Genomic DNA, 26,052 nt, shown 5'->3' on the forward strand with positions numbered 1-26,052 from the left:
ATTCACCTCTTTGTCATTTCCATGAATATTGATTCCAGGCTCTGGTGGGGTCTTGATATTTCATAAAAAACAACTCCAGAGTCTAATAGTTGTCGACAGATTGCGGGAATCTCGCTGTCAGGAACATGTGATATTTCAATACCTCCGTATGTTCGGGAGGCATGTGGTAACACTTCAAGTGCTCGGTCGCTATTTTCGGTTCGAAAAAATATCGACGGCGAATGTTGTGCAATTAATTCACTGCGCTGCCCTTGGAAAACGAGATCACCCTTGTTAATGATCGCAAAATGTGAGGCAATTTTTTCGAGCTCAGCCAGGACATGCGAGGATACCATTACGGTGACTGATTCTTGAGTCGCTAATCTAACGATTAACTGTCGCATTTCATCTATACCGTATGGGTCAAGACCATTTGTTGGCTCGTCTAGGATGAGTAACGAAGGCCGTCGACAAATGGCAAGCGCGATTCCGAGTCGCTGTTTCATTCCTAAAGAGAATGCTTTAACTCTCTTATTTTTAGCTTCTTGAAGACCAACGATATCTAGAGCCCACTCGATGTTCTCAGCAGGAAATTTAAGCAGTGATTGAACTACTCGGAGATTTTCAAGAGCGGTTAGATGTCCGTAGCCCGAAGGTTCCTCGATCATCCCGCCAATGGACGCGATAAATTTTCCTTTATTTCGCCGTGAAAGACGCTCCCCAAAGAGATTAACTGAACCAGATGAGGGCTCTATCAAACCGAGAATCATTTTCATAGTCGTTGATTTACCCGCTCCATTCGGTCCAATAAAACCATACACAGAGCCCTGAGGTATCTCAAGCGATAAATTTTTTACGACTTCTGTCTTTCCATAAGTCTTTGTTAAGTTATCTAAAGCTATGATATTCATGTGCTTGCTTTGCCTTCCCCTTCCATTCGTAAGCGCCCATCATTGAGCTCCTTTCAACTAACGGAAGCTAAGGGCTGTATGTGTATCCCTCAGTCTCCTTTCCCAAGACAGGAGGAATATCCCCGTCTTGCTCAGTGTATCACACATTACAAATTTTGGAAGAAGTGTCCGTTAGCTGGTATAGGCACACATTACATACCTGGTCGGCCATTTACACAACATGCTGACGCTGCTTACTAGCTAGGATTTTAGAACTAGAATGGATATATGTCCAGGCTCAAGTATGCAAACGTACCACAGCGGGTGATGTAGAAGCAGAAGTAGCCTATACGCTCTCCACGCCGCACAACGATCCGGATTGCCCGCGAAAACCTGCTGACTATCCGTGGGGTATTTCGGGTCACATCAGCTAGGTGCCCTCACCAGCCCACTTAGTTGTGACGTCAGGGCGCATCCGGTTCGTCTTCAGACCCGGACATGGGATAGATACCTGTTGGTGCGGGTGACGGTGTGGTTCTGCAGAGTGCTATGCGTTCTCAGACACAACTTCCCGAATATATTTAGCCGGTACTCCAGCCACCACAGTCCGGGGAGCTACAGTGCGATTCACAACAGCACCTGCGGCAACAATAGCGCCCTCACCAATAGTGACTCCCGCCAGGATTGTGGCGTTCGAACCGATCCATACATTGGGCTCAATATTAATTGCTGCCGGGCGTAAAATACCTCGCTTCCGCGGATCTTCATCGTGATTGAGCGTGGCAAAAACGACGTGATGGCCAATAAGCGCGCCATCACCAATCCTTATTCCGCCTTGGTCTTGAAAGGCGCAGCCAGCGTTCACGAAGATGTCTCGCCCACAGTGGAGGTTGACCCCGCTATCAATCGTGACCGGTGGCAAGACTGTGACGCTCTGGTCAATGATGTCACCGGTAAGTGCGCCCAGGCGGTCACGAATACTGACCTCATCGTAGGGGCTAGAATTGATTTCTTGACAGATTCTACGGGCTCGATCCGCACGCTTACGCATAAATTCCATGGCTTCATCCCCCGGATAAAGCGGTGTGCCCTGAGCCAGACGGACCGGGTACATATGGCAAACGTCTAGAAATTTTCAAAGATCGAGCTCGGGTACTTGCTGCAGAGCTCAGAGAAAAAGAACGCGCGTTTGCCATGATCACATTCAAGCTTTGGTACTACCAGCAAGCTAGCCAGCAGGGCAACGAGGATGACCTCCTTGATCCCCCATAACATGCCAGAAAAAATCCGCCACGCCTACCGGCTAAGCCAGCAAGACTCGGTGCGGTGACCTCGAACCCCACCGCGCAGCTGATCTCTCAGGTCGTGGAACTGATTGTGAATACCGTCGAAGCGGTACCGGAAAGTTGCCAGAGACATTCGTTTCCGGGGCGCCTCAAAGAAAAACGTGGGATACGCGATATCATACTGCGTATCCCACACTTTCATACTGAAAGAAGTTGCGAATGACAGACCCAATCGTGGATATCAAAGGCATGGCCGTTAGGATCAAAGAGAAAACGATTCTTAAGAACATCAACCTGGAGGTTGAGCCCGGGTCTTTTCACGGCGTTATCGGCCCTAACGGAGCGGGAAAAACCACACTCTTTACGACTATTCAGGGATTTCGTGCACCAACCCACGGTACTGTCCGTCTTCTTGGGCAAAACCCCTATCCACGAAATATCGGTCTCCTAGATCAGATAGGGATCCAACCGCAGCGCTCATCGTTCTTTCCGAAAACTACTCTTTTAGAACATCTCACCGTTGTTGCAGACCTCCAAGGAGCGCCGCGAAACAGAGTGTCGCAGCTCATCGAAGAGCTTAATCTTGGGTACGTCGCCAAAACCAAAGTTGAGGCACTCTCAGGTGGTGAGCGTCAGCGTCTAGCCGTTGCAACCGCAATCATCCATCGGCCAAAAGTACTGTTCTTAGATGAGCCAACTGCCGGACTAGATCCCGAAACCAGACGCAGCCTCGTTTCGCTGCTCCAAAGCACTGATTTACGTGGCATGACCACGCTCTACACCACACACTTCCTCGATGAGGCTGAACGCCTCTGCGATATGGTGTCAATCTTGGATACCGGTAAAATTCTCATAACCGAAAGCCCGCGCAGGTTAATTGAAGACGCTGATCTAGGCTCCACGGTGCTACTTCCTCATGCACTTCACCAGGCAGACATGATTTCTGCCAGCTTCGGCGAAAACCACGTGCAAGTGACCAAGGACGGCATCGCTATCCGAACTAATGACACGGCGAAACTTTTCATCGACCTAAAACACCTTGGAATCGACACCGGTGGCGCCCACGTATCGAATGGAAAGCTTGAAGATGTTTACCTAGCAATCACCGGAAAGGACTACGAGGCATGAGATCGTATAAGTCGCTATCAAAAACTATGCTGAGGTATGATCTACGCGATTGGTCCACTCTGTTTTTTACTTTCGCTTTTCCCACCGGTCTGTTGATCGTTTTTGCTATCACCTTAAAAAAGTCGATTCCGGATATGGACCCCACAGGTAATATCAGCGCAAACATGATGGCGTTTGGTGCTGCGTTCGTGGGAATCTACGCGGGAGCCACCCACCTGACGCTCTGGCGCGAAAACGGCATGTTCAATGTGCTGAGAAATTTCCCGTTGTCTTCACACACTGTGCTTGCCGCGCAGGCATCGGCTGGCTCCCTGTTGCTCCTAGCGCAGATGCTGTTGCTGTTTGTGATTGCATTGGTTCTCGGCGTATCACCAGCCGCAACCATGCCCGTCGCAGTCGTTCCTATCGTGTTTGGGTACTTGCTGTTCTTCTTTGTCGGTGTCATTCTAGGTGTCCTCATCCCCTCAATGGCGGGTGTCTCCATGGCAGCGACTTGCATCATCATCCCGCTCGGCACGGTTGGAGGCGCGATGATGCCGCTGGAAATGCTACCGGAGTGGGCACAGATCATCGCCCCATATACACCGATTTACCACATGCGTGAAGCTATTTCGATGACGCTCATCAATTTTGGAACCTGGAAAGATTTCGGCTTGGGCATGGCCTACCTGATCAGCGTGGGTACATTGTTTGGCTTGCTTGCCCAGCGTTTCATGAAGTTCAAATAAACCAACGTGATTTCATCTCGGCATGCATAAACTTCGCCCTCGGAGAATGCGCCAGAGAAATTAATCGGCGCGAAGGTTTTGTAGGAAATGAAGATCATCCTGCTCAGTACCCCAGTCTTAGCATGTGCAACACACTTCTCCGGGAATCACAGAATATCGCCAGTTGTCAGGTCATCGAAACACGGTCGACTCTTAGCCGCTAGTAACTGGTTGAGCTTTGGCTTTCAGATCTGCCCAACTCCCTGAAGATGCCACGTCGTCTTCATAGGCGATGAGGTAGCCCCAGGCTTGGTCTGCGTATTCGTCGCGGGTAACAAGGTAGCGCACAACTTCCTCAGCAGCTTTGCGCTTGGCCTGAACCGTGTCGTCACCGCGTCCCCGTACATCCTTACCTTCGATAATCCAGTACACCCCGTCGGTGTCGCGAGCAACAAAATCCGGATAGTAGGAATCTTGAAGGTTGTACTTGATAGATGCCCCCATCATGGTGTGTAAACGCAGCCACCACGAAATCTGCGGTGAAGTGTCTAGGAGACGCGCAAGCTCATATTCACCGCTAAAGGAATCGAAGGATTCCACTTGGAACAAACTCTTGTGCCAGTCTCCGTAGTAGGCACCACGTTGGAACTGGGCACTGCTCTCGATGCGATCTTGAACCTGTGCTCCCAGTGGTAGATGACGTGATTCGTCTGTTGGCAATGTCAATGGTTGAAGCACGATCTTCGCCGTACGCTGGCGGGCTAGTTCTTTGGAGTAAGCACGCACCAATTCTCCGAATTCCTGCTCAGCACCCTCATATGCCTTAACCGTCCAACTAGTGATGCGAGTTTCACGCATGAACTCCGGCACCAGGCTACGTTCAGCAGAGCGCTTTGATTCTGCCGTCGCTGGGACAACGCGCTGGTTCATAATGAACCTGACAAGTTCGGAGCGGACCTTGTCAGGTTCAATCGGCAGAGCATCTACTTCCGCGGACTCCACATCAACAGAGGTAAGCCTGCGAACCTTGGCCATCTTAACCTCGCGACGACGGAGCACATCCTTGGCATCGGTGACGCGCCGAGCGGCATCCTGTATCAATTCGGTGGGGATCTTGTGGAGCTCAAATGGTGCGTCCACTGGTTCAAGGAACACCCTCGGAAACTGGAAAGATACACGCTCTAGCCTGTTGGTGCGCTTAATCGGAGTCGCACTGTTCAGTGGCGTTTGCCCGTATGCCTGAGCGATATCGGTATCGTAAGCGGTCATCAACACTGTCGGCTGAGCAACAGGCATAACCAAATCGGAGGCATTCCCGACTGTAGATACAGCAACCAGGGTAGTCGCTGTAGGCGCAGCAGATCCAGCAGTGCTCGCCCAGCTTTGACCTGAGGCGGCGGCAGTGTTCACACCTGCTGGTCCTGTCGGGGCAACGATCTTTTGGATTGCTTGGCGCAACCCGTCTGCCTGCTCGGGGCTGACAGCCTCATCCAGACCAAACTGGTGGAGTACCTCTTCGTTTTCAAGGAGTTCGACGAAAGAGTGGTGACTGATAATGTCGAGTTGATCGATGTGGAACACACCCGTGTACTTACCAAACGGTAGGCGCAGACCACGCCCCATGGTCTGCTGTGTGAGCACCTCGGAGACCATCGCCCGCAACGTGACGACGACCGCGATGTTTTTGACATCCCAGCCTTCCTTGAGCTTATTCACGCTCACCACTGCGCGCACAGGCGAATCAGGGGCGTCTAGGTCGTCAAGCATTCGCTGAGTGGTGACATCGTTGTGTTCGTTATCCACCTGCAGCACTGCGGTCTGGGAGGAGAAGTATTCGCTCGAGCGTAACAGTTCGGTGACTTGGGTTGCGTGGTTGACGTCCGCACATACCACGAACAGCACCGCATTTAGCGGGTTCAAGCCTTGTTTGGTGATGTAGTCATCGTATGCTTTCTGCTTGATCTTCAACAAGGAAACTGCGTCACGTAGCTGCTGCTCCTCGCTCGCCTCGTCAGACCCATATCCCTTCTTTCGAAATGCCAGGACCGGGGTCTTCACAAACCGGTCGCTAATTGCCTCGTACAACGGGTACTTGAACACCACATGATCACCGCGCTGAGCGGAGGCGGTTAGGCCGACGATCGCGGCCGGATCCAATTCCTTCAAAGTAGCATTGAACTTTCTCGCGCTCGACCCATACAAGTGCGATTCGTCAGCGATGACCACCAAATCAGGGAGATCCTGTAAGTACTCAAACAGGGAGCCGGAGTCCTCAACAAAACGACGAATTCGGGTTGCGGCTGCCGAATCCGTATTTTTCTTCGTTTCCCCTTCCAAGCTTTTGGGGGCGATGAGTTGCTGGATGTTGAAGATGAACGCCATCGACGGGTTGTTACCGCCTGAACGGATGAGTTCTGGACTCGAGTGAGATACGCGCCAGGACCCGTAATCCTGTGGGGTCACCACTTCCGGGGGTATACTAGCACCGCCAATGTAGCGCTTGGAGCCCGCAGTGAAGTTCTGAACCGTCTTGGATTGCACTGTCAGCGATGGAGTGACGATCATTACGTTGTAAACTCCCTGACAACGCAAATATTCCATGAACGCCGCCATTAAGTAGGTCTTGCCCACACCGGTAGCTAGGTTCATAACCTGGGGTACTCGGCGATCAAAATCATCATCCGTGAGTGCCAGAATCAGCTGATGCAGTGCGCGCTTATTCGGAGATCGCAGGTCAAAGTCTGCGGCGATGGAATCAATATCGGATTGGTCAAAGAAAATTCTCAGGTGCTTTTCCATGACTTATTCCTCCTCACCGAAGTCAAAGCGGAAAATATCATCCGGGATCACGATTGCCCGGCAGCCTTTGCCATATCGGCGCAGCGCACGATTAACACCATCGGCCACGCCGAAAGCGGCGATCACCAGCGACTCTCCACCCTGGAGTTCGCCCAGCCATGCAACAGCATTCGCTTCATCAACAATGCCCTCGTACACCTTCAGGAAGGTGCGACCTCTGCGACCCTCAAACACCGCATCATCATTCGGGTGCAACAGATAGAAACCGAGGTTGGCAGCCACCGACTCGATCAAGGTCTGCCCGGTAGCGGCCTCGGTAAGCACCATCTTGCCAAGCTCTTCATCAACGTCAAAGCATGCAGGTGATAGGTGAGCCACCTGGAATCCGCCGCCACCACGCCAGTTAATAACTTCCTTCGTGCGCTTGGTCTTCACCGCCGCCTTCAGAGCTTTAATTCGGGGATCCTTCTTCGCTTCAGAATCATCGGCAATCAATTTGTTGAGTACCGAGGTGAACTTCGCAGCATCATCCGGGCTCACTCCCTCAGGAAGTCTTACATCGTCAGCAGGCACACGCTCTCTCTTTGTGCGCGTGATACCACCTGGATCCTGGTCGTTAATGACTTTTTCCAAGCGAGGCCGAGTAAACCTGTTAAAAGTAGACTCAAGCAGTTCACATGTCACCCAGCGGCGCCCCATCTTATGTGCGACGGCGGCCGTGGACCCTGAACCGGCAAAAACGTCAAGGACAATGTCACCAGGATTGGTACCAATATGAATGATCCGCTCCAGCAGACGCTCGGGTTTGGGGGTTGAAAATGGGACTTCACCAGGAAAAAGTGCCTTGAGCTCGCTCTTTGCTGAACGGTTATGTCCGACTTGCTCGTTTGTCCACCAAGTTCTTGGTGGCTGCCCCTGGTTCGGCGGATATGCTTTACGACCGAAGCTCTTCTCGGTAACAAAGAATTCTGGCCAAGCACCTTGTTCAATCCGTTCGTGCGCCCGCTGAACACTGTCTGTGTCCGCCCCACCGCGTATTCTCAGGTCGCAGACATCTTCTCGAAGCTGAGACAGCTCAAGCCCCGATCGTTCGCTTCGAAGATCAAGATCAGGAGCCGTGAGCTTGTAATCAGCGTATTCACTTAGGGAGGCAAAGATGCGTTCGGCTCTGAAAGCCCACTGTCTGCCCTTTGCAGGATAAAGGATTTCACCAGTAATCGGGTGCTCAATTCCGTAGACGGCAGGAACCTGCCTTGAACCAGACAAATTTCCTGGAGCAGAGCGATCGGCAGAAAACCAGATACCTCGATGGTCATGATCTGGATTACAGAACCGTGCATTGTCAGCCGCTGTGCGCAGCATGCGGTTAAGACTGGGGAAACCGCCTTTAGCATATACTAAGATCACGTCATGGTCCGAGGAGAAGCCCTGCGCATCGTTACGCGCTGAATCAGCTTTCTGCCATACGACCTCAGCTAGAAATCGAGAGCTGCCAAAGACTTGGTCGAGCAGTACCCGCATCCGGTGATTTTCCACATGGTCAAGGTGGACCCAGATGGAGCCGTCGTCACTGAGGAGTTTGCGCATGTGGAGCAGACGGTCGCGCATCATCGTGAGCCAGATGGAGTGCTCAAGATTGTCCTCATAGGAGGCGAAGGCCTGGGCCGTATTAAACGGCGGATCAATATAGATCAGCTTGACTTTGCCAATATATTTGTCAGCCAGATCCGGAACGCGCGTCAGCGCTTCGAGTACGTCACCGGACTCGCCGAGAATCAGAAGATTATTCTCCTGCGGTTCGAGGCCAGCTCGCTCGGAATACTCAAACTTGTCACTCCGAGGAGATTGCCCCCCCCCCAATAATCGTCGTAAACAAGAGTACGGGTTTCGCAGTAACGAGGATCGGACGGATCCACCCACGTATAACCGTACTTACCGGATTCGGTGGGAATCAATGCCATATCCTTGTTGAACCAGGTGAGCTCCAGGCGCTGCTTGGTCATCAATCTCCTTTTTGCCCCTACTCCAGCTCGGAGTTATCACGTCCCACATCAGGTGTCTCAGCCCGCGGGCCACAGCGGCCCTGAGGAGACCTCCTTCCCTTCATTATTCATCTTACGAGTGTCGGAGAGATGAAGCAGTACCGTCTACACCTCAAAAATTGAACATTATCCCAAACGCACATCAAACACCCGAAAACAAAAGGCCCCGAATTTAGCATATCCGGGGCTCGGCTGGAGGGGATGACGGGAATCGAACCCGCGTCATCAGTTTGGAAGACTGAGGCTTTACCATTAAGCTACATCCCCGTATCCTGAATAGGACCTTTACAGTAAACACAATATACCGGCTCCCTGTCAAATCTTGCGACCCACGGCCTTCGCCGGGGCTAGTGTTGGCAGCCGGGGCACCAGTAAAGTTTTCTCCCTGCTACCTCACGCATCGCAATGGTGGTCTTGCACCGTGGGCACGGGCTTCCCTGTCTGTGGTAAACATAGTTGGCATGATCCGGCCAAGCCTGATTCTCATCAATACCGGGGCGGTCTTCCGGCTCCGTGGTGATAATCCGTCCCACTCTCACACCTCGTTGCAGCAGTAAACGGTTGTCCTCCCAGAGGGACTCAAGTTCCTCTCTACTCAGGTCTTTGGCTCGACGTAGCGGGTCAACCTTCTGTCTAAACAGCGACTCGGCACGAAAAATATTGCCAATTCCCGAAATAATTTTTTGGTCCATCAGCACCACCCCGATGGGGCGAGCCGTCTTTGCCGCTGCGGTATAAAACTGTTCGGGATCTGCATCGGTGTTAAGCGGGTCCGGTCCCAGCTTGGCTCGTACTCCCCCCACCTCTTCTTCGGTAAGAACCCGGCAGACAGTGGGTCCAATCAAATCTGCCCAACCGTGGTCACTCACTATCCGCGCACGCACCGTTGGCTTGGGGTCGGGTACACCGTTATAGCCCGAAGGCTCCGCGGCAAGTTCCTGCTCGCCGATCTTACGGGGAGCACCGATAGAGGAGGCGGCCCTGAAATAGCTGTCACCACCAAAGGTGAAAGCACCGTATATGCCCAGATGCACGTTAAGGTAAAGACCGTTATCGAACCCCACAAAAAGATGCTTTCCGTGAGCAAAAGACTCGTCAACACCTCTGCCGGTAAGTAGGGCTGCACCGTCCCGAAACCTCCCCTGGGGGCTGGACACCTCAACCCTCTCGCCGGCAAACACATCGGTCAGCTGCCTGGCTAAACGGTGTATAGAGTGACCCTCAGGCATGATCTAGACCGTCAATCTGCCGACCGGCGATCTCCCCGGTACTCTCATACTCACGAATCTGGCTGATACGGCGGCTATGCCTGTCTTCCTCCGAGAAAGGGGTTTTCAAAAAAACCCGGATAATGTCCAGAGCCTCATCGAGCGAGTGCTGGCGCCCGCCCACAGCAACCACCTGGGCATCGTTGTGCTGGCGGGCGAGCGAGGCAGTGTCACGATTCCAGGCCAGGGCGGCACGAATCCCCTCCACCTTGTTAGCGGCAATCTGTTCACCGTTGCCCGACCCCCCCAGCACAATCCCCAGAGAATCGAGGCCTCTCTGACGATCCGCTCTCACGGCCAGTGCCGCATTAATGCAAAAGCTGGGGTAGTCGTCAAGAGGATCGTAGTCGGCGGGGCCGTGGTCAATCATCTCGTAGCCCTCCTGGCCAAGTTTTTCAATGAAAAACCTGCTCATCTCCAGGCCAGCGTGATCGGTTGCAATATGCACTCGCACAAGAATCTCCTCGCGATAGATCTGGTTGTTTTCGCCGGGTGAGAGAAACGCACAAGGGGGCAGAGACTGCGGTTATTTCTTATTCGTCGTCCGCGCAACTAAAGTATCACCTGTAAGCATCTTCCATCCGCATTTTTATCCTATGCCAGGTGGTTGGTGTCTGTGTAGTCTCAGGGTTATACGGTGTTATTTTCACGGTAGAAAGGAAGGCTCATGCCAGGTTTAAATCTTACCCGCGACGAGGCGCAACGGCGCGCCGAGATAGTCTCCCGGGTTATCTCCTCCCGGGTGCACCTTGATTTGACCGGCGATGACCGGGTGTTCGGGGTCGAAGCCGAAATCGTTTTTGAGGCCCAAGAGGGCCAGTCCACTTTTATCGATGCTGTGACAGACAGGGTCTTATCCCTTGAACTCAACGGTCAGCTTCTCCCGCTTGACCTGGCAGACGGACAGCGTATCCAACTGCCCCATCTCAAAGACCGCAACATACTCAAGGTCACAGCAGACTTCTGCTACACCAATACCGGCGAAGGCCTGCACCGCTTCGTAGACCCGGTCGATGGTGAAGTTTACCTCTATTCGCAGTTTGAGGTACCCGATTCTCGCCGGGTTTTTCCGGTATTTGAGCAGCCCGACCTCAAGGCAGAGTTTGAGTTTATCGTTTCGGCCCCCGCCCACTGGCTGGTGGTCTCTAACCAGCCCGAAACTACAGTGCGCAGACAGGGCGAAACCGGTACCTGGGTCTTTAAACCCACTGCCCGTATTTCCTCATATATTACCGCTATCATTGCGGGCCCCTACCAGAAGGTGGAATCCTCCCTAGTGAACTCCGAGGGCAGAACAATCCCCCTGGGTGTTTTTGCGCGAAAATCCCTCATGCCCTATCTCGACGCCGAGGATATTTTTACACTCACCCGCCAGGGTTTCGCCTTCTATGAGGAACAGTTTCAAACCCCCTACCCCTTTGAAAAATACGACCAGCTTTTTGTACCCGAGTTCAATGCCGGCGCTATGGAGAACGCCGGCGCTGTCACCTTCCTGGAAGACTACATTTTTAGGTCGAAAACCACCGAGGCAATGATTGAGCGCCGCGCAATCACCGTGCTGCACGAACTCGCCCACATGTGGTTTGGTGACCTGGTGACCATGAAGTGGTGGAACGACCTCTGGCTCAACGAATCCTTTGCAGAATTTATGTCCACCCTTGCCGCCGCAGAGAGCACCCGTTTTGCGGCCCAAGCCTGGGCCACCTTCTCGGCCTCAGAAAAAACCTGGGCCTACCGCCAAGACCAGCTCTCCACCACCCACCCGATTGTCGCCCCTATCCGCGACCTCAATGACGTCCAGGTCAACTTCGACGGTATCACCTACGCTAAGGGAGCCTCGGTGCTACGGCAGATGGTCGCCTGGGTGGGACAGAAAAATTTTATGGCCGCGCTGACCCGCTACTTTGCCAAGCACTCCTTTGGTAACACCGTGCTTGACGACCTGCTGGTAGAGCTTAAAGAAGCCTCCGGGCGCGACGTTAAGGCATGGTCTAAACTCTGGCTTGAAACCGCCGGGGTCAACACGTTAACCACCGAGGTTGAAGAAGCCGACGGGCTTATTTCGTCGCTGAAGATCCGCCAGAGTTTTGCCGAGGGGTTTGAAACTCTGCGTCCGCATCGGCTGGTGGTTGGGTTTTACTCTCTCACCGAGGGAAAGCTCAGCCGCACCGACAGGTTTGAACTCGATGTTGACGGCGAAGTAACCGAGGTTCCCGAGGCTGCCGGTAAGGCACGCCCCGACCTGATCCTGGTCAACGACGAAGATCTTACCTACGCAAAGATCCGTCTCGATAAAAAATCACGGCAGGTAGCCATCGCGCACCTGGGGGATATTGACTCTTCTCTGGCCCGCGGTGTGGTCTGGGGCTCGATCTGGGATAGCGTGCGCGATGCTCAACTGCCGGCCCGGCAATTTGTTGAGCTGGTACTCAACAACATTGGGCAAGAGACCAACTCAACCGCCGTGCGTGTTCAGCTTGCACATTTTGAACTCGCTTTGCGCTCTTACCTTGCCCCCGACGATGCCCCCCGGATAAGACGTGAAGCCGCTGAGCGCATGTGGGAGATTACCGCAGAGGCCGCCCCGGGGTCTGATAACCAGCTACAGTTTGTTCGCTGCATGAGCAGAATCGCAGAGACCGATGAGCAGCTCAACCGGGTTGAGGCTCTCTACAGCGGTGAGCCTGTGCTTGACGGCCTCGAGATCGATACCGACCTGCGGTGGAGCCTGCTCACTGCCCTGGCTGCCGGTGGCCGCCGCAGTGCCGGCGACATTGATAAGGCCCTTGCAGCCGATAACACTTCTATCGGTGCCCAGGCCGCGGCTACCGCCAAGGCATCTATACCCACCCGAGAGGCCAAGGAAAAAGCCTGGCACCAGGTTGTGGTGGAGAATAAGCTCTCCAACATTATTCAGCGCAGTATTATTAGCGGTTTCTTTGCCGGCAACAGCACCGACGTAACCTCACCCTACACCGAGCGCTATTTTGAATCGGTAGAAAGAATCTGGCGCGAGCGTAGCCATGAGATTTCTCAGAATATTATTTCCGGGCTCTTCCCCCACAACTATTCGACGGAGCTTTTGGAGCGCACCCAGGAGTTTTTGGCAGCTCTCCCCTCCGATGCTGCAGCACTTTACCGGCAGGTTGCCGAGTGCCGCGATAACCTGATGCGGGCCCTCAAAATTCAGGAAGCAGACCGAGACTAGAGGGATAAAGCAGGGTTCCGCCCATTTTTGACCAGGATGAACCCTGCCGGGGCGTTGATGCGGACCCAGTCACCGGTGCTGAAGCACCGTAGACTACCGCTGTAATTTGCGGGAAGGAAGCCCAGCACAACGGCACTAAAGGCCACACCGCTGGGGAGAACGATGCCGTCCGGCTGCACACCGGTCATCGGTGAGGACCAGATACGGGAACGCACCGTATTGACCACCGCGTGTCCGGGATTCTGCGGTAGAGCCCTATCGACGGCTGCCATGCCTTCCTCCGCTACCCGGTAGAGGTCAGCGGCAGCCACCGGTGCTCTTTCTATCCAGTTTTGCCGCGGCGCTAGTGTACCCGCCCAGCGCGCTGTTACGGTTACCGGCGGCAGGTGCACAACGAAACCGGATCGTTCGATACGTGCGAGGCGATCCAGCAGGGCTGAGCTTTCAACCACCGTATCCAGGTGAAGGGGGCGAGCTATGTGTATCGCCCTCATTCCCAGGATGGTGGGGGTGGGGTCCAGCAGGGATTCAGGAGCCAGGGTGGCAACGTAGACCGCGAGAGTGTTTTCACGGGCAACCAGGCGCACCGCAGCTTTTTTCTCTACCGCCCGGATCCTATGGATCAGGGTTGTCAGGTTGTGGGCGGTCTGTCGGTCACCGAGATCGATAGCTCGACTGACGGCGTCGATTGCCGCACCGCCGTCTTCCTGAGAGAAACTATCCGGCATAATCATCTCGTTTTCTTGCTACTACCGGGTCCATGCTCCCGCATCACCTTTTACACAATCCAACCACCGGGATCGGGGGGGGTAGAAGGCTACGATGGCGCAGAAGAGTTCTCGCCTACCACCGCAGCCTTCATTCCGTTTGTTCCTTTCCGGTCGTGGAAAGGTCAGCGAGTCAATTTACGGTGAACAACACGGTGAGGTTTGGCCGCCTCAGGCCCCAGCCGCTCCACCTTGTTCTTCTCGTAGGACTCAAAGTTCCCCTCGTACCAGTACCAGCGGTCGGGTTCCTCATCGGTGCCCTCCCAGGCAAGAATATGGGTAGCCACCCTATCCAGGAACCAGCGGTCATGGGAAACCACGACCGCGCAGCCGGGGAACTCTAGCAGCGCATTCTCCAGCGAGGTGAGGGTCTCCACATCGAGATCGTTGGTGGGCTCGTCAAGGAGGAGTAGGTTACCACCCTGTTTGAGGGTAAGCGCCAGATTCAGCCGGTTACGCTCACCACCGGAGAGTACTCCTGCCTTCTTCTGCTGGTCAGGACCCTTAAAACCAAAAGCCGACACATAAGCGCGTGAAGGCATCTCGACCTGCCCCACCTGTATATAATCCAGGCCATCAGAGACAACCTCCCACAGAGACTTCTCCGCGTCAATATTTTCCCGGTTCTGGTCAACATAGGAGATTTTCACGGTCTCCCCCACCTTAAGGGTGCCGCCGTCAAGCTCCTCCAAACCAACAATAGTTTTGAAGAGGGTCGATTTACCCACGCCATTGGGGCCGATCACACCCACAATTCCGTTGCGCGGTAGCGAGAAAGACAGACCGTTGATCAGGGATCTACCCTCAAAACCCTTGCTCAGATTCTCGGCCTCAATCACCACATTACCCAGGCGAGGCCCCGGCGGAATCTGAATCTCTTCAAAGTCAAGTTTACGGGTCTTCTCAGCCTCTGCCGCCATCTCCTCGTAGCGGGCCAGACGGGCCTTTGACTTTGCCTGCCGGCCCTTGGCGTTAGAGCGCACCCATTCCAGCTCATCTTCAAGCCGTTTAGCCAGCTTGGCATCCCTTTTACCCTGCACCTCAAGGCGGGCACGCTTCTTGTCCAAATAGGTAGAGTAGTTACCCTCGTAGGGGTAGAGGTTACCGCGGTCAACCTCGGCAATCCACTGAGCAACGTGGTCAAGAAAATAGCGGTCGTGGGTAATAGCGATTACCGCGCCCTCGTAGGACTGGAGGTGCTGCTCCAGCCAGAGCACCGACTCAGCATCCAGATGGTTAGTGGGCTCATCAAGCAAAAGAAGGTCGGGCTTCTCAAGCAGCAGCTTACAGAGGGCCACACGGCGGCGCTCACCACCGGAAAGATGGGTCACCGGTGAATCCCCGGGCGGGCATCGCAGGGCCTCCATGGCCTGCTCCAGCTGGGAATCAATATCCCAGGCATTAGCGGCATCAATAGCCTCCTGGAGTTTCCCCATTTCTTCCATGAGCGCATCAAAATCAGCATCCGGGTTCGCCATCTCCTCGGAGATCTCGTTATAGCGAACAATCTTTTGGTAGATCTCCCCCACACCTTCTTGCACGTTACCGAGCACGGTCTTTTCTTCGTTGAGCGGGGGCTCCTGCAAAAGGATACCCACGGTGTAGCCCTCAGAAAGACGCGCCTCACCGTTAGAGGGGGTGTCGAGTCCCGCCATAATTTTGAGGATCGTGGATTTACCGGCACCGTTGGGGCCAACCATACCGATCTTTGCACCGGGAAAAAACGACATTGAAACATCGTTGAGAATAACCTTATCGCCCACGGTCTTGCGGGCTTTGGTCATGGTGTATATAAATTCAGCCATAAACACTAGGCTACCCGGTAAAGTCAAATGCTCTGAGACGATTTCACCGTGCGCACTCGGTGATTTACGCGGCGCTCCTCTACTCCAGCCTAGGACGAAACGACCAGGGTAATAGTTCCCGCCCTCTTGCCCTCAGCCTCGGATTTTTCCACCCGAAACCGGTCAGCAAGCTCAGAGACCAGCTCATCACTATCGTTGATATGGCTAAGTCCCCGCTCAAAAATAAACCGGGTTAGCAGACCGCGATAGTGTTTGGCCATGTGCGAGACCACCTTGCGCTCACCGGTGCCGGCTTCTTTTTCTACCCTCACCGTATAGGTTTGCTCCGGAGCCGGCACCCAGGCACGGGAATAAGCAGCCGAGCGGCAGTCAAGAATCAGCTGGCGGCCCGCCCATGCGTCCAACGGCGCGGTAAGCTCACCGCGCCAAAAGCGGGCTAAATTACCGCACCGGCCAAGACTCACTCCCATGGACAGCCGGTAGGCCGGAATATTATCGGCCAGAGAAACCGCACCCCACAGGGCCGAAAAAACCAGCAGATGGGTGTTAGCTTGTGCCCGTGCCTCCCGCACAAAACTCGCATAATCCAGTGCCTCAAACAGTACGCCGCTGTACACCTGCCATGCCGGGTGTGCCGGTTGCTCAAAGATACGGGTATTGCGCTGCACCTCGTCGGCAAGAGACCTCCCCACCCCCAAAATATCGAGGGCGTCCTCCCCGGCAGAAATTTCCGCGAGCACCTGCCCCACCCGCTCCCTGGCTTCGGTGAGCTCCGGGAAGGAAAGCTCCGCAAAATTAACCGGTGCCCCCAGTTCCCCTGCCCGTTTAGACTCCGACGGTGGAAGCAGAATCAGCATAAAAACCTCCATAAATTTTCTGGTGTACAGTAGGTAACTGAACGGGGTGCCCGGGCAATCGCGAGAATCAAATTTTCGAGGAAAGTCCGGGCTCCACAGCACAGAATGGTAGATAACATCTACCCACGGCAACGTGCGGGAAAGTGCCACAGAAAACTACCGCCCGGATTCCCACCGGGTAAGGGTGAAAAGGTGGTGTAAGAGACCACCAGTACCTCAAGTGATTGGGGTAGCTCGGTAAACCCCATTCGGAGCAAGGTCAAACAGAACGCGCCATCGAGGGTAGTGCGCCCCATGCGTTCGGGTAGGCCGCTTGAGCACCCAGTGATGGAGTGCCTAGATAGATGATTGCCGCTCGCATGAGCACAGAACCCGGCTTACAGGGCACCCTGTTCACCCAGCATCTTTCATTCCGTGCCCAAAGGGGTCGGGGTCGGTACCCGGTAGCCAAGAATTACCATCAGCTTTCCACCCCTCGGCCTTCACCACTTTTTTAGCCCGGGCCGACCATTTTTTGTTGAGCCGGTTAACATAGAGCTTACCGTCGAGATGGTCCGTCTCGTGCTGCATCACCCTGGCAAACCAACCGGTTGCCTCAAACCGCACCGGTTCCCCTTTCTCGTTGAGAGCGTTGACGGTCACCCAGTCGGCGCGCTTAAGCGGAAAACCGTACCCGGGGAAAGAGAGGCACCCCTCTTCTTCGCTCTCACGATCGGGCTCCGCCGTCGAAATTTTTCCCAGGGTGAGCACGGGATTAATGATTACGCCGCGGGCCGGCACGCCGTCCTCATTATCAAACGCGTAGTTGAACAGGCGAAGACTCACGCCCACCTGCGGTGCCGCCAAACCTACACCGTTGGAGGCATCCAGAGTCTCCTCCATATCGGCAATAAGGCTGGCAAGTTCGCTATCAAAACGGGTAACCGGTGCCGCCGGGGTGTGAAGCACGGGGTTACCGTGAATAACAATCGGTCTGATTGCCATGAAAACTCCTGACGTATTTCCTCTGCCTACACGGTTGATCGACCTGCGATCTCATCAACCCGATGAACCGGCTGAGAAGTGTACAGTAAAGGGCCGCTATGGCTCTGCCATAACGACCCTTTGTCGGGGTGATCGACGGGGGTTGAACCCGCGACCTCCTGGACCACAACCAGGCGCTCTGCCAACTGAGCTACGACCACCATGTGCTTCTACACCGTGGGAAAATCTCCCTGCGCTTGGCAACAGAGAACACTCTATAAGAGTTTCTAGCCAAATACAAAGTTAAAACGAACCCACCAACGCGTGATAGTTCTCACCGAAAAAGTTGTTCGCGTTGTCTAGCTTTTGTCCTCCACACTCCGGGCAATATCCTGTACCCGGGCAGTATCGGGGCCCGGAGCCGGCACAAAGATTGCCCGACGATAGTACCGCAGCTCGGTGATAGAGTCACGGATATCTCCCAGGGCACGGTGGTTACCCGTTTTTGGGGGTGCCCCCGCCAAGACCTGCGGATACCAGCGGCGGGCAAGTTCTTTAATGGTGGACACGTCAATCACCCGATAGTGCAAATATTCGATAAGCTGCGGCATATCGCGCACCAAAAAAGTCTTATCGGTACCGATAGAATTTCCGCCCAGCTGTGCCGTCCCCGCCTCGGGGACATGCTGGCGGACATAGTCAAGTACCTGCCGCTGGGCCTCATCCAGGCTGACACCGGAGTCCAGCTGCCCCAGCAGACCGGATTCTCTGTGCATAGCGGTAACAAAATCATTCATCTGATCAAGCGCCACCTGCTCGGGCTTAATAACCACATCAACACCCTCACCCAGTATGTTCAGCTCTCCATCGGTCACCAGCACAGCAACCTCAATCAGAGCGTCGCTCACCGGGGACAGGCCCGTCATCTCGCAGTCAATCCACACAATTCGTTCATTTGAAATAGACACGGGTTAAAATCTACTCGCCATAGACCGGCAGCACCTACACCGCACCGGACACATCGCGGGTAAAATCTAAAACGTTTAGCACAATCCCGCTTCAGGAGCTTTATGAGCGCAACATCCGCGGCAGCTTCCCCACCCGGTAACAGGGACAAGAGTAAAAAGCGCGGCAGGTATATCTATGGTAGCCCGCTGCGAACCATCGTATTCGGCACCGTTGGTTCTCTGTGCATGATGTTTGGTTCTTTTGGCGTGGGCTGGTTGGCTGATGCCTCCTATCTCAACCGGGTCAATCTCATTATTCAGCTTCGATACAACGTTGGCGGCCTGGTGTTCAGTATTGTTCTGCTTGCGGTGGGTGGCATGATGATGTGCCGCGAATGGCTCAGACTCTCGCAAAAACTGGTGGTGTGGCGGGGAACCGCCAAACGGTGGACCTGGCTAGCCATTATCTGCTGGACCCTTCCCCAGCTCTTTGCTTTCCCTCTCTTTAGCCGCGATATTTTCTCCTATTTCGCCCAGGGTAGGGTTATGCTTGCCGGACTCAATCCCTACGAGGTGGGGGTGTCATCGGTGAACAACTTCTTCCAGTTTGGTGCGGATCCGCTGTGGGCGCAGTCGCCGCCACCCTACGGCCCCATTTTTCTCTGGATCGAAGAGGGTGTTGCCTGGCTGGCGGGGAACAATATTGACGCCGGTATCTATATGTTTCGAGCTGTCGCCGTGGTGGGCGTGGGGCTGATTGCCTATTACGTTCCCAAGCTGGCAGCGCTCCACAATATTAACGGTACCCGCGCCCTCTGGCTGGTGGTTGCCAACCCGCTTTTTATCGCCCAGTTTGTGACTGCCGGCCACAACGATGCGCTCATGACCGGGTTTGCCGTTGCCGGCACCTACTATGCGGCAGCCCACCGTAACTGGAAGGGTGGGCTAGTCGGCACCACGCTCATGACCGCGGCAATCGCTATTAAACCTATCGCACTGGTGGCCCTGCCATTTATTGGCCTGCTGTGGGCCGGCCGCGATGCTTCGTGGCCGCGAAAATTTTGTTTCTGGGCGCTCACCCTGCTGGTCACCGCGGCGGAGCTGGGTGTTCTGGGGTTGATAAACGGCTTTGGATTTGACTGGATCAGTGCTCTATCAACAACCGGCGGCCAGTATATTTGGTATGCTCCCACGGGTTTTATTTCGTGGGCAATCGGTATTGTTGCGGCCTCAATTTTTGGAGGCGGAGTGGAGAGCAGTATCCGCGATTTTGTGGGTTCCGTGGGCAGGCTCGTCGGAATGCTGGGGGCGGTGCTGGTCATGTTTGTGGGTCGCGACCAGAAACTTATTCGCCGGATTGGTTACGCTCTCGCCTGTGTGGTGCTGCTATCCCCCATGATTCAGTCCTGGTATCTGCTGTGGATTATTCCTTTCCTGGCGGTATCGGGTATCCGCACAGACTGGCAGCTAGATCTGTATTTTGTTACTACGCTTTTCTTTATGATTTACGCGATCTCAGACCAGCTCGATGTTTCCCCCTACCTTCAGGATTTTGATACGAATATGGCACGGCTGATAGCGGTGGTGGTGTCGCTGGGGTACGCCAGCTACCTGGTTTTTGTGGACCCGGCAACCCGGCGGGTACTGCGTCGCGGACGGCGTTCCACCGCGGTTCAAATTGTTATCTAGAATCTTTATGGATCGGTCAGTGCTCTTGCACACTTCGGGTTGGCCGGCAACCCGGTGCGGTTGCCCCGCGCATTTTGCCCCGCGCGAGCTGGCGGAGTAGACTGTGTGAGGATTTCACCGGAAAATTTCGTAGTATCCCGGTGGATGCTTGCCCCAGTAGCTCAGTGGATAGAGCAGGAGACTTCTAATCTCTTGGTCGGGGGTTCGACTCCCTCCTGGGGCGCAGAAAATTCCCCCGCCGGTACCGGTGGGGGAATTTGCGTCAGACTATAGTGTAGCGGTATCAGCAGGCGCTGCGGTGGTCAACGTTTCTTCACCAATCTGTACGGTGCTTACCTACCGCCCTCAGAAGCTAAAAGCAGGTTGATCTCCCCGGCGTTTTTATCCCTTTCCACCATGCACACGTTATCGGGGTCAAGAAGGGAAACCTGCACACCTTCTTGTTGAATCCGCCGGAAACCTTCGGTCAGCATCCTCCGGCCCACAGTATTAAAGTCAGAGACGCGGGTGAGATCAAACACCAGATCTTTAACCCGGGAAAGATCCATATTTTCTAGCTGGTAGAGCACCTCTTCGGCATTGGTGAAATCTATCCGCCCCTGTAACTCAACCACCGTTTCCGAACCAATATCACGAACCAGCCGCACCGCGTTATAGCTGTAGGCGTCAGCGTTCATCATGTGCAAACCAATATCCGCTGACAGTTTTTCAAACACCTTCACACTGCGCACGCTATTTCCTTTGGCGTCAAGCCTGGGCGAAAAAACCCCGATCCCCAGCTGGCCCGGCAGAGTACCCAGAATACCGCCGGACACTCCGGATTTGGCCGGAATACCGACGCGAGAGAACCAGGTTCCCGAGGCGTCATACATGCCGGCAGATGCCATGACCGATAACACCTGGCGGGCCACGGCCCGGTCTATAACTCTCTCACCGGTAATAGGTTGCACACCACCGTTGGCAAAAGTGGCCCCCATCGCCGCGAGGTCTTCAACGTTCACCGTAATAGCGCACTGAGCGATATAGCCCGAGACCACTTCGTGGGGGTCGTCCTCGAACATTCCAAAGCTTTTGAGCATATGCCCCATCGCAAGATTACGCTGCGCGGTCTCCATTTCAGACTGGTAGACGGTCTGATCAATGGCCAGTTCCCTACCGGCAAGACGGGAGAAAAAATCAAGTGCATACTCGACCCGCTGCCGTTGGCCGGCGGTATCACTGACCAAAAGACTGTGTGTCGCAATGGCTCCCACATTGATCATGGGGTTGTCGGGGCGGTGGCTCCCCTCTTCGAGGGATAGCTCGTAGAATGCCTCCCCCGAGGGCTCCACACCGATCTTTGAGGTGACCAAATCTACTCCGCGATCGGCCAGGGCCGCTGCGTAGGCGAAAGGTTTAGACACTGATTGGAGAGTGAACTCAAAGTCGCGGTCCCCCACAGAATAGGTGCGCCCGTCAACGGTGGTGAGTGCAATACCGAACTTCGAGGTATCGGCTTTAGCGAGCTCGGGTATATAGTCTGCCACCGAACCGCTGTCTTCTGGGCGGGTAGTATCTAGGATCTGCTTAAGGTATTCGGAAACGGGGCTCTTCATCTGAAAAAGATTACAGCACCGATTTTTTTCTCTCAACCCCAATAAATCCGAAAGCCTGGGCGATTGAGCAGACCCCTACCGGCCCAATATATCTGAGTCCGTATCCGCGTAAAACAGAGCATACGGCATCCGATGCCTCGTGGGTCCGCGGTAACTCTGTGTAGCTTGGATAACTCACCGGATGAGGAAAATTTAGCTCAAAAAGGTCGGGCAGATCGACCCCGTGATCGATCAGGGCACGCGCGTTATTACGGCAGGCTTTCAACTTGTAGATATTGCGGATAAGCTCCGGTGAACGTGCTGCCGCTTCGAGTTCCTGATCGCTTATGTCGGCTACCGCATCTAAGCTGTAGTCGCAGAAGAAATCTGCAAATGCCTGTCTTTTTCCCAGAACCGTACTCCAGAGCAGCCCCAGCTGAAAGGTCATGAGGCACAGGTGCTCAAACAGGTTTCTCTGGGTGCGGGGGATTTTTCCCCATTCGTGAATAAAGTATTCTTTGGTGTTTGCATCGCGGACCCAGCCAGGGCTCTCCATTCCGCGGTATTGATGCGGCCGGGTACCGGGTGTCTGGCGTATCCGAGTTGCCGACGGATATTCGTGTGATGAAGTGTTCATGCAGGCAGGATATGACCGGTTATAGATAAATAGCTAGTAGCGCGTGCTGTGTGGATACCGCACCCTGTGGATACACCAAGTTGCTGTACACACCGGTCTTTTTTATCGATTTTCTGCGGGTAATATCCACAGTTTTCTGTTCCCCGGTTTTCCGGTCGGTGCCTTCTGCCTCATCCTAAAAACAACCGATCACACCACTTTCAAGGAGCATGTCATGACCGATATCGTAACCATCCGTGGCTTTGTGGCCACTTCTCCCAGCAGCAATACTCTGCCCTCGGGAATACCGGTATCAAATTTTCGAGTAGCCTCAACACCGCGGTGGTATGACTCCAACCGGCAGATATGGCGCGAAGGCACAACTAACTGGTACACGGTAAACACTTTTAGGGCACTCGCTCAGCACACCGCACGCAGTATTTTTGTGGGTCAGCCCGTCATTGTGACCGGCAGACTACATATCAAACAGTGGGAGACCGATAGCGGACGACGGGGGACCGCCGTTGAGATAGATGCCTCAGCGGTTGGGCATGATCTCAACATGGGGGTTTCCTCCTTCAGCAGGGCCATTAAACCCGATAGTTCACCGGCCCAAAACGAGGCAGAAGGGCAGAATGCCCCCTCCTTTATATCCGGTGCAGACGCCCGGCCTCCTGCCGAAACAGAAAATACCGCCGACACCGGTCAGATTCAGCAGATCGAAGAGCACGCAAATTCTACCGAACCCGCCCCGGATCCCTTTTAGGTGTCTACAAGCCACCCTCTGCGGCGTTCAATGAAGACCGTGTACTGGCAGATCCCTCAGTGCTTCCGGTAGGTACGTTAAAGTCCCAGGGGTCGGTGTTCAGCTCTGAGACGTAGGTGCTTATAGCAAAGCCGCGGTGGGCCAGGGCCGTGGTCAGCAGCCGGGCTGCCCCCCGCATCCATACCCATTCACTGGCAAAATGTGAGCAGTTAATGAGATAGGGTCTACCGTCACCGATAAATGTTTGTTCTCTGAATTCTGAGGCGGGATGGTGCCGCAGGTCGGCGGTGATATACACATCGGCGTGGACAGCACGGGCCCTAGCAAAAAGAGAATCCCCGGAACCGGTACAGAGGGCCACCCGCTGCACCGCGGCGTTCTCATCCCCGGCCACCTGTAATCCTCCCGCGGTAGCGGGGAGAAAAGTCGCTATTTTCTCAGCCAGTTGCCGCAACGATACGGGCCGGGGCAGCTCCCCCACCCTACCGATCCCCACTTCTATTTCTCTACCATCAATGAGGGTGAGTTTCTCCTCGGCCAGAATACGCTGCTGTTGCCTCACTCCGAGAAAGTTCATAAAGGTCTCGTTGGTGCCGTACGGAGCCGAATCAACATTGGTGTGTGCACCGAGAAGAGCGCAGGAAGACTCAATCAGGGTATGGATAATTTCACCCTTATAGTCTGTGTCGGGAAGGAAAGATGCCCCCCTCAAAAGGAGAGGGTGGTGGGTAATAAGAAGCCCGGCCTCTTTCTCCACGGCCTCGCGCGCTGTAGCCACCGTGGCGTCTACAGCAAAACCCACCCGTGCCACCGGTGCTTCTTTCCGGCCCACCACCAGGCCGCTGCTGTCCCACGCCTCGGCAAGCTCGGGCGGAAAAATTTCGTGGAAGACACTCACCACATCTTTAAGAGAGGGTACTTTCTTTTCTGCCATAGGTTCATTGTGCCACGATTAATTTCAGTACAGTATCCGCACGGGATGGAATACGCTTCCCCACTGCCGCGTTATAGCTGGTACTGCACACCAAAAATTCGAACGACCGAAAGGGAAAACAGGTGCAAAATTTTGTGATGGGTGGAGGCTGCTTCTGGTGTATAGACGCGGTGTTTCGCAATTTCAAGGGGGTCGAATCAAGCGTGTGCGGCTACACCGGTGGGCACACCGAAAACCCGGACTACCGTAGCGTCTGCGCCGGATCAACCGGGCATGTGGAGGTCGATCGCGTGACCTTCGACGAGAAAGTCATCCCCGCAGAAACTGTGCTCGATATCTTTTTCACCTCGCACGACCCCACCAGCTGGGATAGGCAAGGGGCCGACGTTGGCCCCCAGTACCGGTCCGCCCTCTACTACGAAAACGACGAACAGAAAAAACTCTTTGAAGAGGCCGCAGCGCGCGCGGAGAAACTCTGGGGTGCGCCCGTCGTAACGGTTATTGAACCGCTAGAGAAGTTCTGGAAAGCGGAAGACTACCATCAGAACTACTACGCCAATAACCCCTTCCAGGGCTACTGCCAGGCAATTATTAACCCTAAAATTTCCCGCGCCCGTAAGAACTACTCAGCTTACCTGACGCACTAAACAGCGCTGGGGGAAGAGAATGTTACCTTATGTTTCATTCGGTGAGCATTCCCAAATTTTTTCTCGTAAAGTTTAAACCACCCCTGTTTGCCCGCGCACGAAAGGAAATACCGTGGCAAAAATCTATAGCGATATCACCGAGACAGTGGGGGGAACCCCCCTGGTTCGTCTCAACCGTCTTGACTCCGGCCTCCCCGGAAACGTTGCGGTCAAGCTGGAGTTTTACAGCCCCGCCAACTCTGTTAAAGACCGTATCGGTAAAGCAATAATCGATGCCGCCGAACAGTCGGGCAGCCTCAAACCCGGCGGCACTATCGTTGAGGGAACCTCCGGTAATACCGGTATTGCTCTGGCTATGGTTGGTGCTGCCCGCGGTTACCGGGTCATTCTCACTATGCCCGAAACCATGTCCCATGAGCGCCGGGTCATTCTGCGCGCGTACGGTGCCGAAATCGTGTTGACCCCCGGTACCGAAGGTATGCGCGGTGCTGTTGCAAAGGCGCATGAAATTGTGAGCAGCACCGAAAACGCCGTGCTGGCCTCGCAGTTTTCAAACAGAGCCAACCCCGAGATTCACTACGGCACAACCGGCCCCGAGATCTGGGAGGACACCGACGGTCAAGTAGATATTTTTGTGGCGGGCGTTGGCACCGGTGGCACCCTCTCGGGTGCCGGTAAGTACCTCAAAGAACGCAAGCCCGGTATTAAGGTGGTTGCCGTTGAACCCTACGACTCAGCCATCCTTTCCGGAGGCGTGGCTGGCCCGCATAAGATTCAGGGTCTGGGGGCAAACTTTATTCCGGATACCCTCAACCGCGACATCTACGATGCCGTGGCTACCGCAACCACCGATAACGCGGTCAGCACCGCCCGTGCTCTGGGAGTCCAGGAAGGGATCTTGGGTGGTATTTCTTCCGGGGCAGCGGTGTGGGCTGCCCTCGAAGAGGCAAAGAAATCAGAGAACAAAGACAAGCTGATTGTGGCCGTTATCCCCGATTTTGGGGAGCGCTACATATCAACCCTTCTCTACGAAGATATCCGCTAGCCCCGGTGGCGTGCAGGTTACAGTTGACCTGCACGCCATGTGTGTTTCCAACGATGAAGGCGGTCACAGGATAGCGGTTCTTTTTGTACAGTTAAATAAGCGCACGTTCTCTCGCGCAGACCTAACAATCTAAGG

General features: G+C 54.5%; 21 protein-coding genes, 3 tRNA genes and 1 other RNA gene. 9 read left to right on the plus strand and 16 right to left on the minus strand.

The window, feature by feature from the left end; all coding sequences use genetic code 11:
* Positions 1-2 precede the first annotated feature (2 nt).
* Together ACS1BR_RS08760 and ACS1BR_RS08765 are read right to left on the minus strand one after the other, a co-directional pair.
* The gene (locus ACS1BR_RS08760) at positions 3-890 is read right to left on the minus strand and encodes an ABC transporter ATP-binding protein (protein WP_463561571.1); all 888 of its coding nucleotides are present in this window, start codon (positions 888-890) and stop codon (positions 3-5) included.
* A 526-nt stretch (positions 891-1,416) separates the two neighbouring features.
* Positions 1,417-1,983: a DapH/DapD/GlmU-related protein gene (locus ACS1BR_RS08765; RefSeq protein WP_463561572.1), complete on the minus strand. Its 567-nt coding sequence runs from the start codon at positions 1,981-1,983 to the stop codon at positions 1,417-1,419.
* Between the two features lie 391 nt (positions 1,984-2,374).
* On the opposite strand from ACS1BR_RS08765, the gene ACS1BR_RS08770 reads away from it, so the two are divergent.
* Together ACS1BR_RS08770 and ACS1BR_RS08775 are read left to right on the plus strand one after the other, a co-directional pair.
* Positions 2,375-3,283 (plus strand): ABC transporter ATP-binding protein, encoded by a 909-nt coding sequence (locus ACS1BR_RS08770; RefSeq protein WP_463561573.1) that lies wholly within the window; start codon positions 2,375-2,377, stop codon positions 3,281-3,283.
* Complete coding sequence (locus tag ACS1BR_RS08775; RefSeq protein ID WP_463561574.1) at positions 3,280-4,011, plus strand: ABC transporter permease; 732 nt, start codon at positions 3,280-3,282, stop codon at positions 4,009-4,011. Before ACS1BR_RS08770 ends, ACS1BR_RS08775 begins: the two co-directional genes overlap by 4 nt.
* A gap of 192 nt (positions 4,012-4,203) precedes the next feature.
* Here ACS1BR_RS08775 and ACS1BR_RS08780 read toward each other — a convergent pair whose 3' ends face one another.
* The 5 genes from ACS1BR_RS08780 to ACS1BR_RS08800 form a co-directional block, all read right to left on the minus strand.
* Positions 4,204-6,789, minus strand: coding sequence for a DEAD/DEAH box helicase (locus ACS1BR_RS08780; RefSeq protein ID WP_463561575.1), 2,586 nt, complete (start codon positions 6,787-6,789; stop codon positions 4,204-4,206).
* Positions 6,790-6,792: 3 nt separating this feature from the next.
* Complete coding sequence (locus ACS1BR_RS08785; RefSeq protein WP_463561576.1) at positions 6,793-8,649, minus strand: site-specific DNA-methyltransferase; 1,857 nt, start codon at positions 8,647-8,649, stop codon at positions 6,793-6,795.
* Between the two features lie 375 nt (positions 8,650-9,024).
* Positions 9,025-9,098, minus strand: a tRNA-Gly gene (locus ACS1BR_RS08790).
* A gap of 80 nt (positions 9,099-9,178) precedes the next feature.
* Positions 9,179-10,060, minus strand: a complete 882-nt coding sequence (locus tag ACS1BR_RS08795; RefSeq protein ID WP_463561577.1) for an Fpg/Nei family DNA glycosylase — start codon at positions 10,058-10,060, stop codon at positions 9,179-9,181.
* Entirely contained in the window at positions 10,053-10,553 is a 501-nt protein-coding gene (locus ACS1BR_RS08800; RefSeq protein ID WP_463561578.1) for a ribose-5-phosphate isomerase, read from the minus strand. The genes ACS1BR_RS08795 and ACS1BR_RS08800 overlap by 8 nt, the downstream gene beginning before the upstream one ends.
* 213 nt (positions 10,554-10,766) lie before the next feature.
* On the opposite strand from ACS1BR_RS08800, the gene pepN reads away from it, so the two are divergent.
* On the plus strand, positions 10,767-13,307 hold the full coding sequence (pepN, locus tag ACS1BR_RS08805; RefSeq protein ID WP_463561579.1) for an aminopeptidase N: 2,541 nt from the start codon (positions 10,767-10,769) through the stop codon (positions 13,305-13,307).
* On the opposite strand, the gene ACS1BR_RS08810 is transcribed toward pepN, so the two are convergent.
* The 3 genes from ACS1BR_RS08810 to ACS1BR_RS08820 all read right to left on the minus strand — a co-directional run bounded on the left by ACS1BR_RS08810 (position 13,304) and on the right by ACS1BR_RS08820 (position 16,736).
* On the minus strand, positions 13,304-14,035 hold the full coding sequence (locus tag ACS1BR_RS08810) for a transcriptional regulator (protein ID WP_463561580.1): 732 nt from the start codon (positions 14,033-14,035) through the stop codon (positions 13,304-13,306). The two genes, pepN and ACS1BR_RS08810, sit on opposite strands and share 4 nt — an antisense overlap.
* Positions 14,036-14,199: 164 nt before the next feature.
* Complete coding sequence (gene ettA, locus ACS1BR_RS08815; protein WP_463561581.1) at positions 14,200-15,879, minus strand: energy-dependent translational throttle protein EttA; 1,680 nt, start codon at positions 15,877-15,879, stop codon at positions 14,200-14,202.
* 89 nt (positions 15,880-15,968) lie between these two features.
* Complete coding sequence (locus ACS1BR_RS08820) at positions 15,969-16,736, minus strand: YaaA family protein (protein WP_463561582.1); 768 nt, start codon at positions 16,734-16,736, stop codon at positions 15,969-15,971.
* 42 nt (positions 16,737-16,778) lie between these two features.
* On the opposite strand from ACS1BR_RS08820, the gene rnpB reads away from it, so the two are divergent.
* Positions 16,779-17,132: RNase P RNA component class A (gene rnpB / locus ACS1BR_RS08825), an RNA gene on the plus strand.
* Here rnpB and def read toward each other — a convergent pair.
* The 3 genes from def to orn all read right to left on the minus strand — a co-directional run bounded on the left by def (position 17,130) and on the right by orn (position 18,667).
* Positions 17,130-17,720: a peptide deformylase gene (def, locus tag ACS1BR_RS08830; protein ID WP_463561583.1), complete on the minus strand. Its 591-nt coding sequence runs from the start codon at positions 17,718-17,720 to the stop codon at positions 17,130-17,132. The genes rnpB and def overlap by 3 nt on opposite strands.
* Before the next feature lie 127 nt (positions 17,721-17,847).
* Positions 17,848-17,920: transfer RNA gene (locus ACS1BR_RS08835), tRNA-His, on the minus strand.
* A 138-nt stretch (positions 17,921-18,058) separates the two neighbouring features.
* Positions 18,059-18,667, minus strand: a complete 609-nt coding sequence (gene orn, locus ACS1BR_RS08840; RefSeq protein ID WP_463561584.1) for an oligoribonuclease — start codon at positions 18,665-18,667, stop codon at positions 18,059-18,061.
* Positions 18,668-18,769: 102 nt separating this feature from the next.
* On the opposite strand from orn, the gene mptB reads away from it, so the two are divergent.
* Positions 18,770-20,335, plus strand: a complete 1,566-nt coding sequence (gene mptB, locus ACS1BR_RS08845) for a polyprenol phosphomannose-dependent alpha 1,6 mannosyltransferase MptB (RefSeq protein ID WP_463561586.1) — start codon at positions 18,770-18,772, stop codon at positions 20,333-20,335.
* A 150-nt stretch (positions 20,336-20,485) separates the two neighbouring features.
* Positions 20,486-20,558 (plus strand) — tRNA-Arg (locus ACS1BR_RS08850).
* A 109-nt stretch (positions 20,559-20,667) separates the two neighbouring features.
* Here ACS1BR_RS08850 and ACS1BR_RS08855 read toward each other — a convergent pair.
* Both ACS1BR_RS08855 and ACS1BR_RS08860 read right to left on the minus strand, forming a co-directional pair.
* A complete protein-coding gene (locus tag ACS1BR_RS08855) occupies positions 20,668-21,930 on the minus strand; it encodes a glutaminase (RefSeq protein ID WP_463561587.1) in 1,263 nt (420 codons plus the stop codon).
* Positions 21,931-21,940: 10 nt separating this feature from the next.
* The gene (locus ACS1BR_RS08860) at positions 21,941-22,465 is read right to left on the minus strand and encodes a DNA-3-methyladenine glycosylase I (protein ID WP_463561588.1); all 525 of its coding nucleotides are present in this window, start codon (positions 22,463-22,465) and stop codon (positions 21,941-21,943) included.
* Positions 22,466-22,760: 295 nt separating this feature from the next.
* Here ACS1BR_RS08860 and ACS1BR_RS08865 point away from each other — a divergent pair, with 295 nt between their 5' ends.
* Complete coding sequence (locus ACS1BR_RS08865; RefSeq protein WP_463561589.1) at positions 22,761-23,291, plus strand: single-stranded DNA-binding protein; 531 nt, start codon at positions 22,761-22,763, stop codon at positions 23,289-23,291.
* A gap of 4 nt (positions 23,292-23,295) precedes the next feature.
* Here the strand turns inward: ACS1BR_RS08865 and ACS1BR_RS08870 are convergent, their stop codons facing one another.
* Complete coding sequence (locus ACS1BR_RS08870) at positions 23,296-24,225, minus strand: Nif3-like dinuclear metal center hexameric protein (protein ID WP_463561590.1); 930 nt, start codon at positions 24,223-24,225, stop codon at positions 23,296-23,298.
* A 122-nt stretch (positions 24,226-24,347) separates the two neighbouring features.
* Between ACS1BR_RS08870 and msrA the strand changes: the two genes are divergently transcribed.
* Together msrA and cysK are read left to right on the plus strand one after the other, a co-directional pair.
* A complete protein-coding gene (msrA, locus tag ACS1BR_RS08875) occupies positions 24,348-24,872 on the plus strand; it encodes a peptide-methionine (S)-S-oxide reductase MsrA (RefSeq protein ID WP_463561591.1) in 525 nt (174 codons plus the stop codon).
* 112 nt (positions 24,873-24,984) lie between these two features.
* Complete coding sequence (cysK, locus tag ACS1BR_RS08880) at positions 24,985-25,917, plus strand: cysteine synthase A (protein WP_463561592.1); 933 nt, start codon at positions 24,985-24,987, stop codon at positions 25,915-25,917.
* Positions 25,918-26,052: the final 135 nt, after the last annotated feature.

This window comes from Rothia sp. 18CD1-1 (assembly GCF_055285355.1).

Bases quoted from the DNA above. Each gene is read 5' to 3' on its own strand.
- ACS1BR_RS08760 (WP_463561571.1), bottom strand. From the start codon at position 890: ATGAATATCATAGCTTTAGATAACTTAACAAAGACTTATGGAAAGACA.
- ACS1BR_RS08765 (WP_463561572.1), bottom strand. From the start codon at position 1,983: ATGTACCCGGTCCGTCTGGCTCAGGGCACACCGCTTTATCCGGGGGAT.
- ACS1BR_RS08770 (WP_463561573.1), top strand. From the start codon at position 2,375: ATGACAGACCCAATCGTGGATATCAAAGGCATGGCCGTTAGGATCAAA.
- ACS1BR_RS08775 (WP_463561574.1), top strand. From the start codon at position 3,280: ATGAGATCGTATAAGTCGCTATCAAAAACTATGCTGAGGTATGATCTA.
- ACS1BR_RS08780 (WP_463561575.1), bottom strand. From the start codon at position 6,789: ATGGAAAAGCACCTGAGAATTTTCTTTGACCAATCCGATATTGATTCC.
- ACS1BR_RS08795 (WP_463561577.1), bottom strand. From the start codon at position 10,060: ATGCCTGAGGGTCACTCTATACACCGTTTAGCCAGGCAGCTGACCGAT.
- pepN (WP_463561579.1), top strand. From the start codon at position 10,767: ATGCCAGGTTTAAATCTTACCCGCGACGAGGCGCAACGGCGCGCCGAG.
- ACS1BR_RS08810 (WP_463561580.1), bottom strand. From the start codon at position 14,035: ATGCCGGATAGTTTCTCTCAGGAAGACGGCGGTGCGGCAATCGACGCC.
- ettA (WP_463561581.1), bottom strand. From the start codon at position 15,879: ATGGCTGAATTTATATACACCATGACCAAAGCCCGCAAGACCGTGGGC.
- ACS1BR_RS08820 (WP_463561582.1), bottom strand. From the start codon at position 16,736: ATGCTGATTCTGCTTCCACCGTCGGAGTCTAAACGGGCAGGGGAACTG.
- def (WP_463561583.1), bottom strand. From the start codon at position 17,720: ATGGCAATCAGACCGATTGTTATTCACGGTAACCCCGTGCTTCACACC.
- mptB (WP_463561586.1), top strand. From the start codon at position 18,770: ATGAGCGCAACATCCGCGGCAGCTTCCCCACCCGGTAACAGGGACAAG.
- ACS1BR_RS08855 (WP_463561587.1), bottom strand. From the start codon at position 21,930: ATGAAGAGCCCCGTTTCCGAATACCTTAAGCAGATCCTAGATACTACC.
- ACS1BR_RS08860 (WP_463561588.1), bottom strand. From the start codon at position 22,465: ATGGAGAGCCCTGGCTGGGTCCGCGATGCAAACACCAAAGAATACTTT.
- ACS1BR_RS08865 (WP_463561589.1), top strand. From the start codon at position 22,761: ATGACCGATATCGTAACCATCCGTGGCTTTGTGGCCACTTCTCCCAGC.
- ACS1BR_RS08870 (WP_463561590.1), bottom strand. From the start codon at position 24,225: ATGGCAGAAAAGAAAGTACCCTCTCTTAAAGATGTGGTGAGTGTCTTC.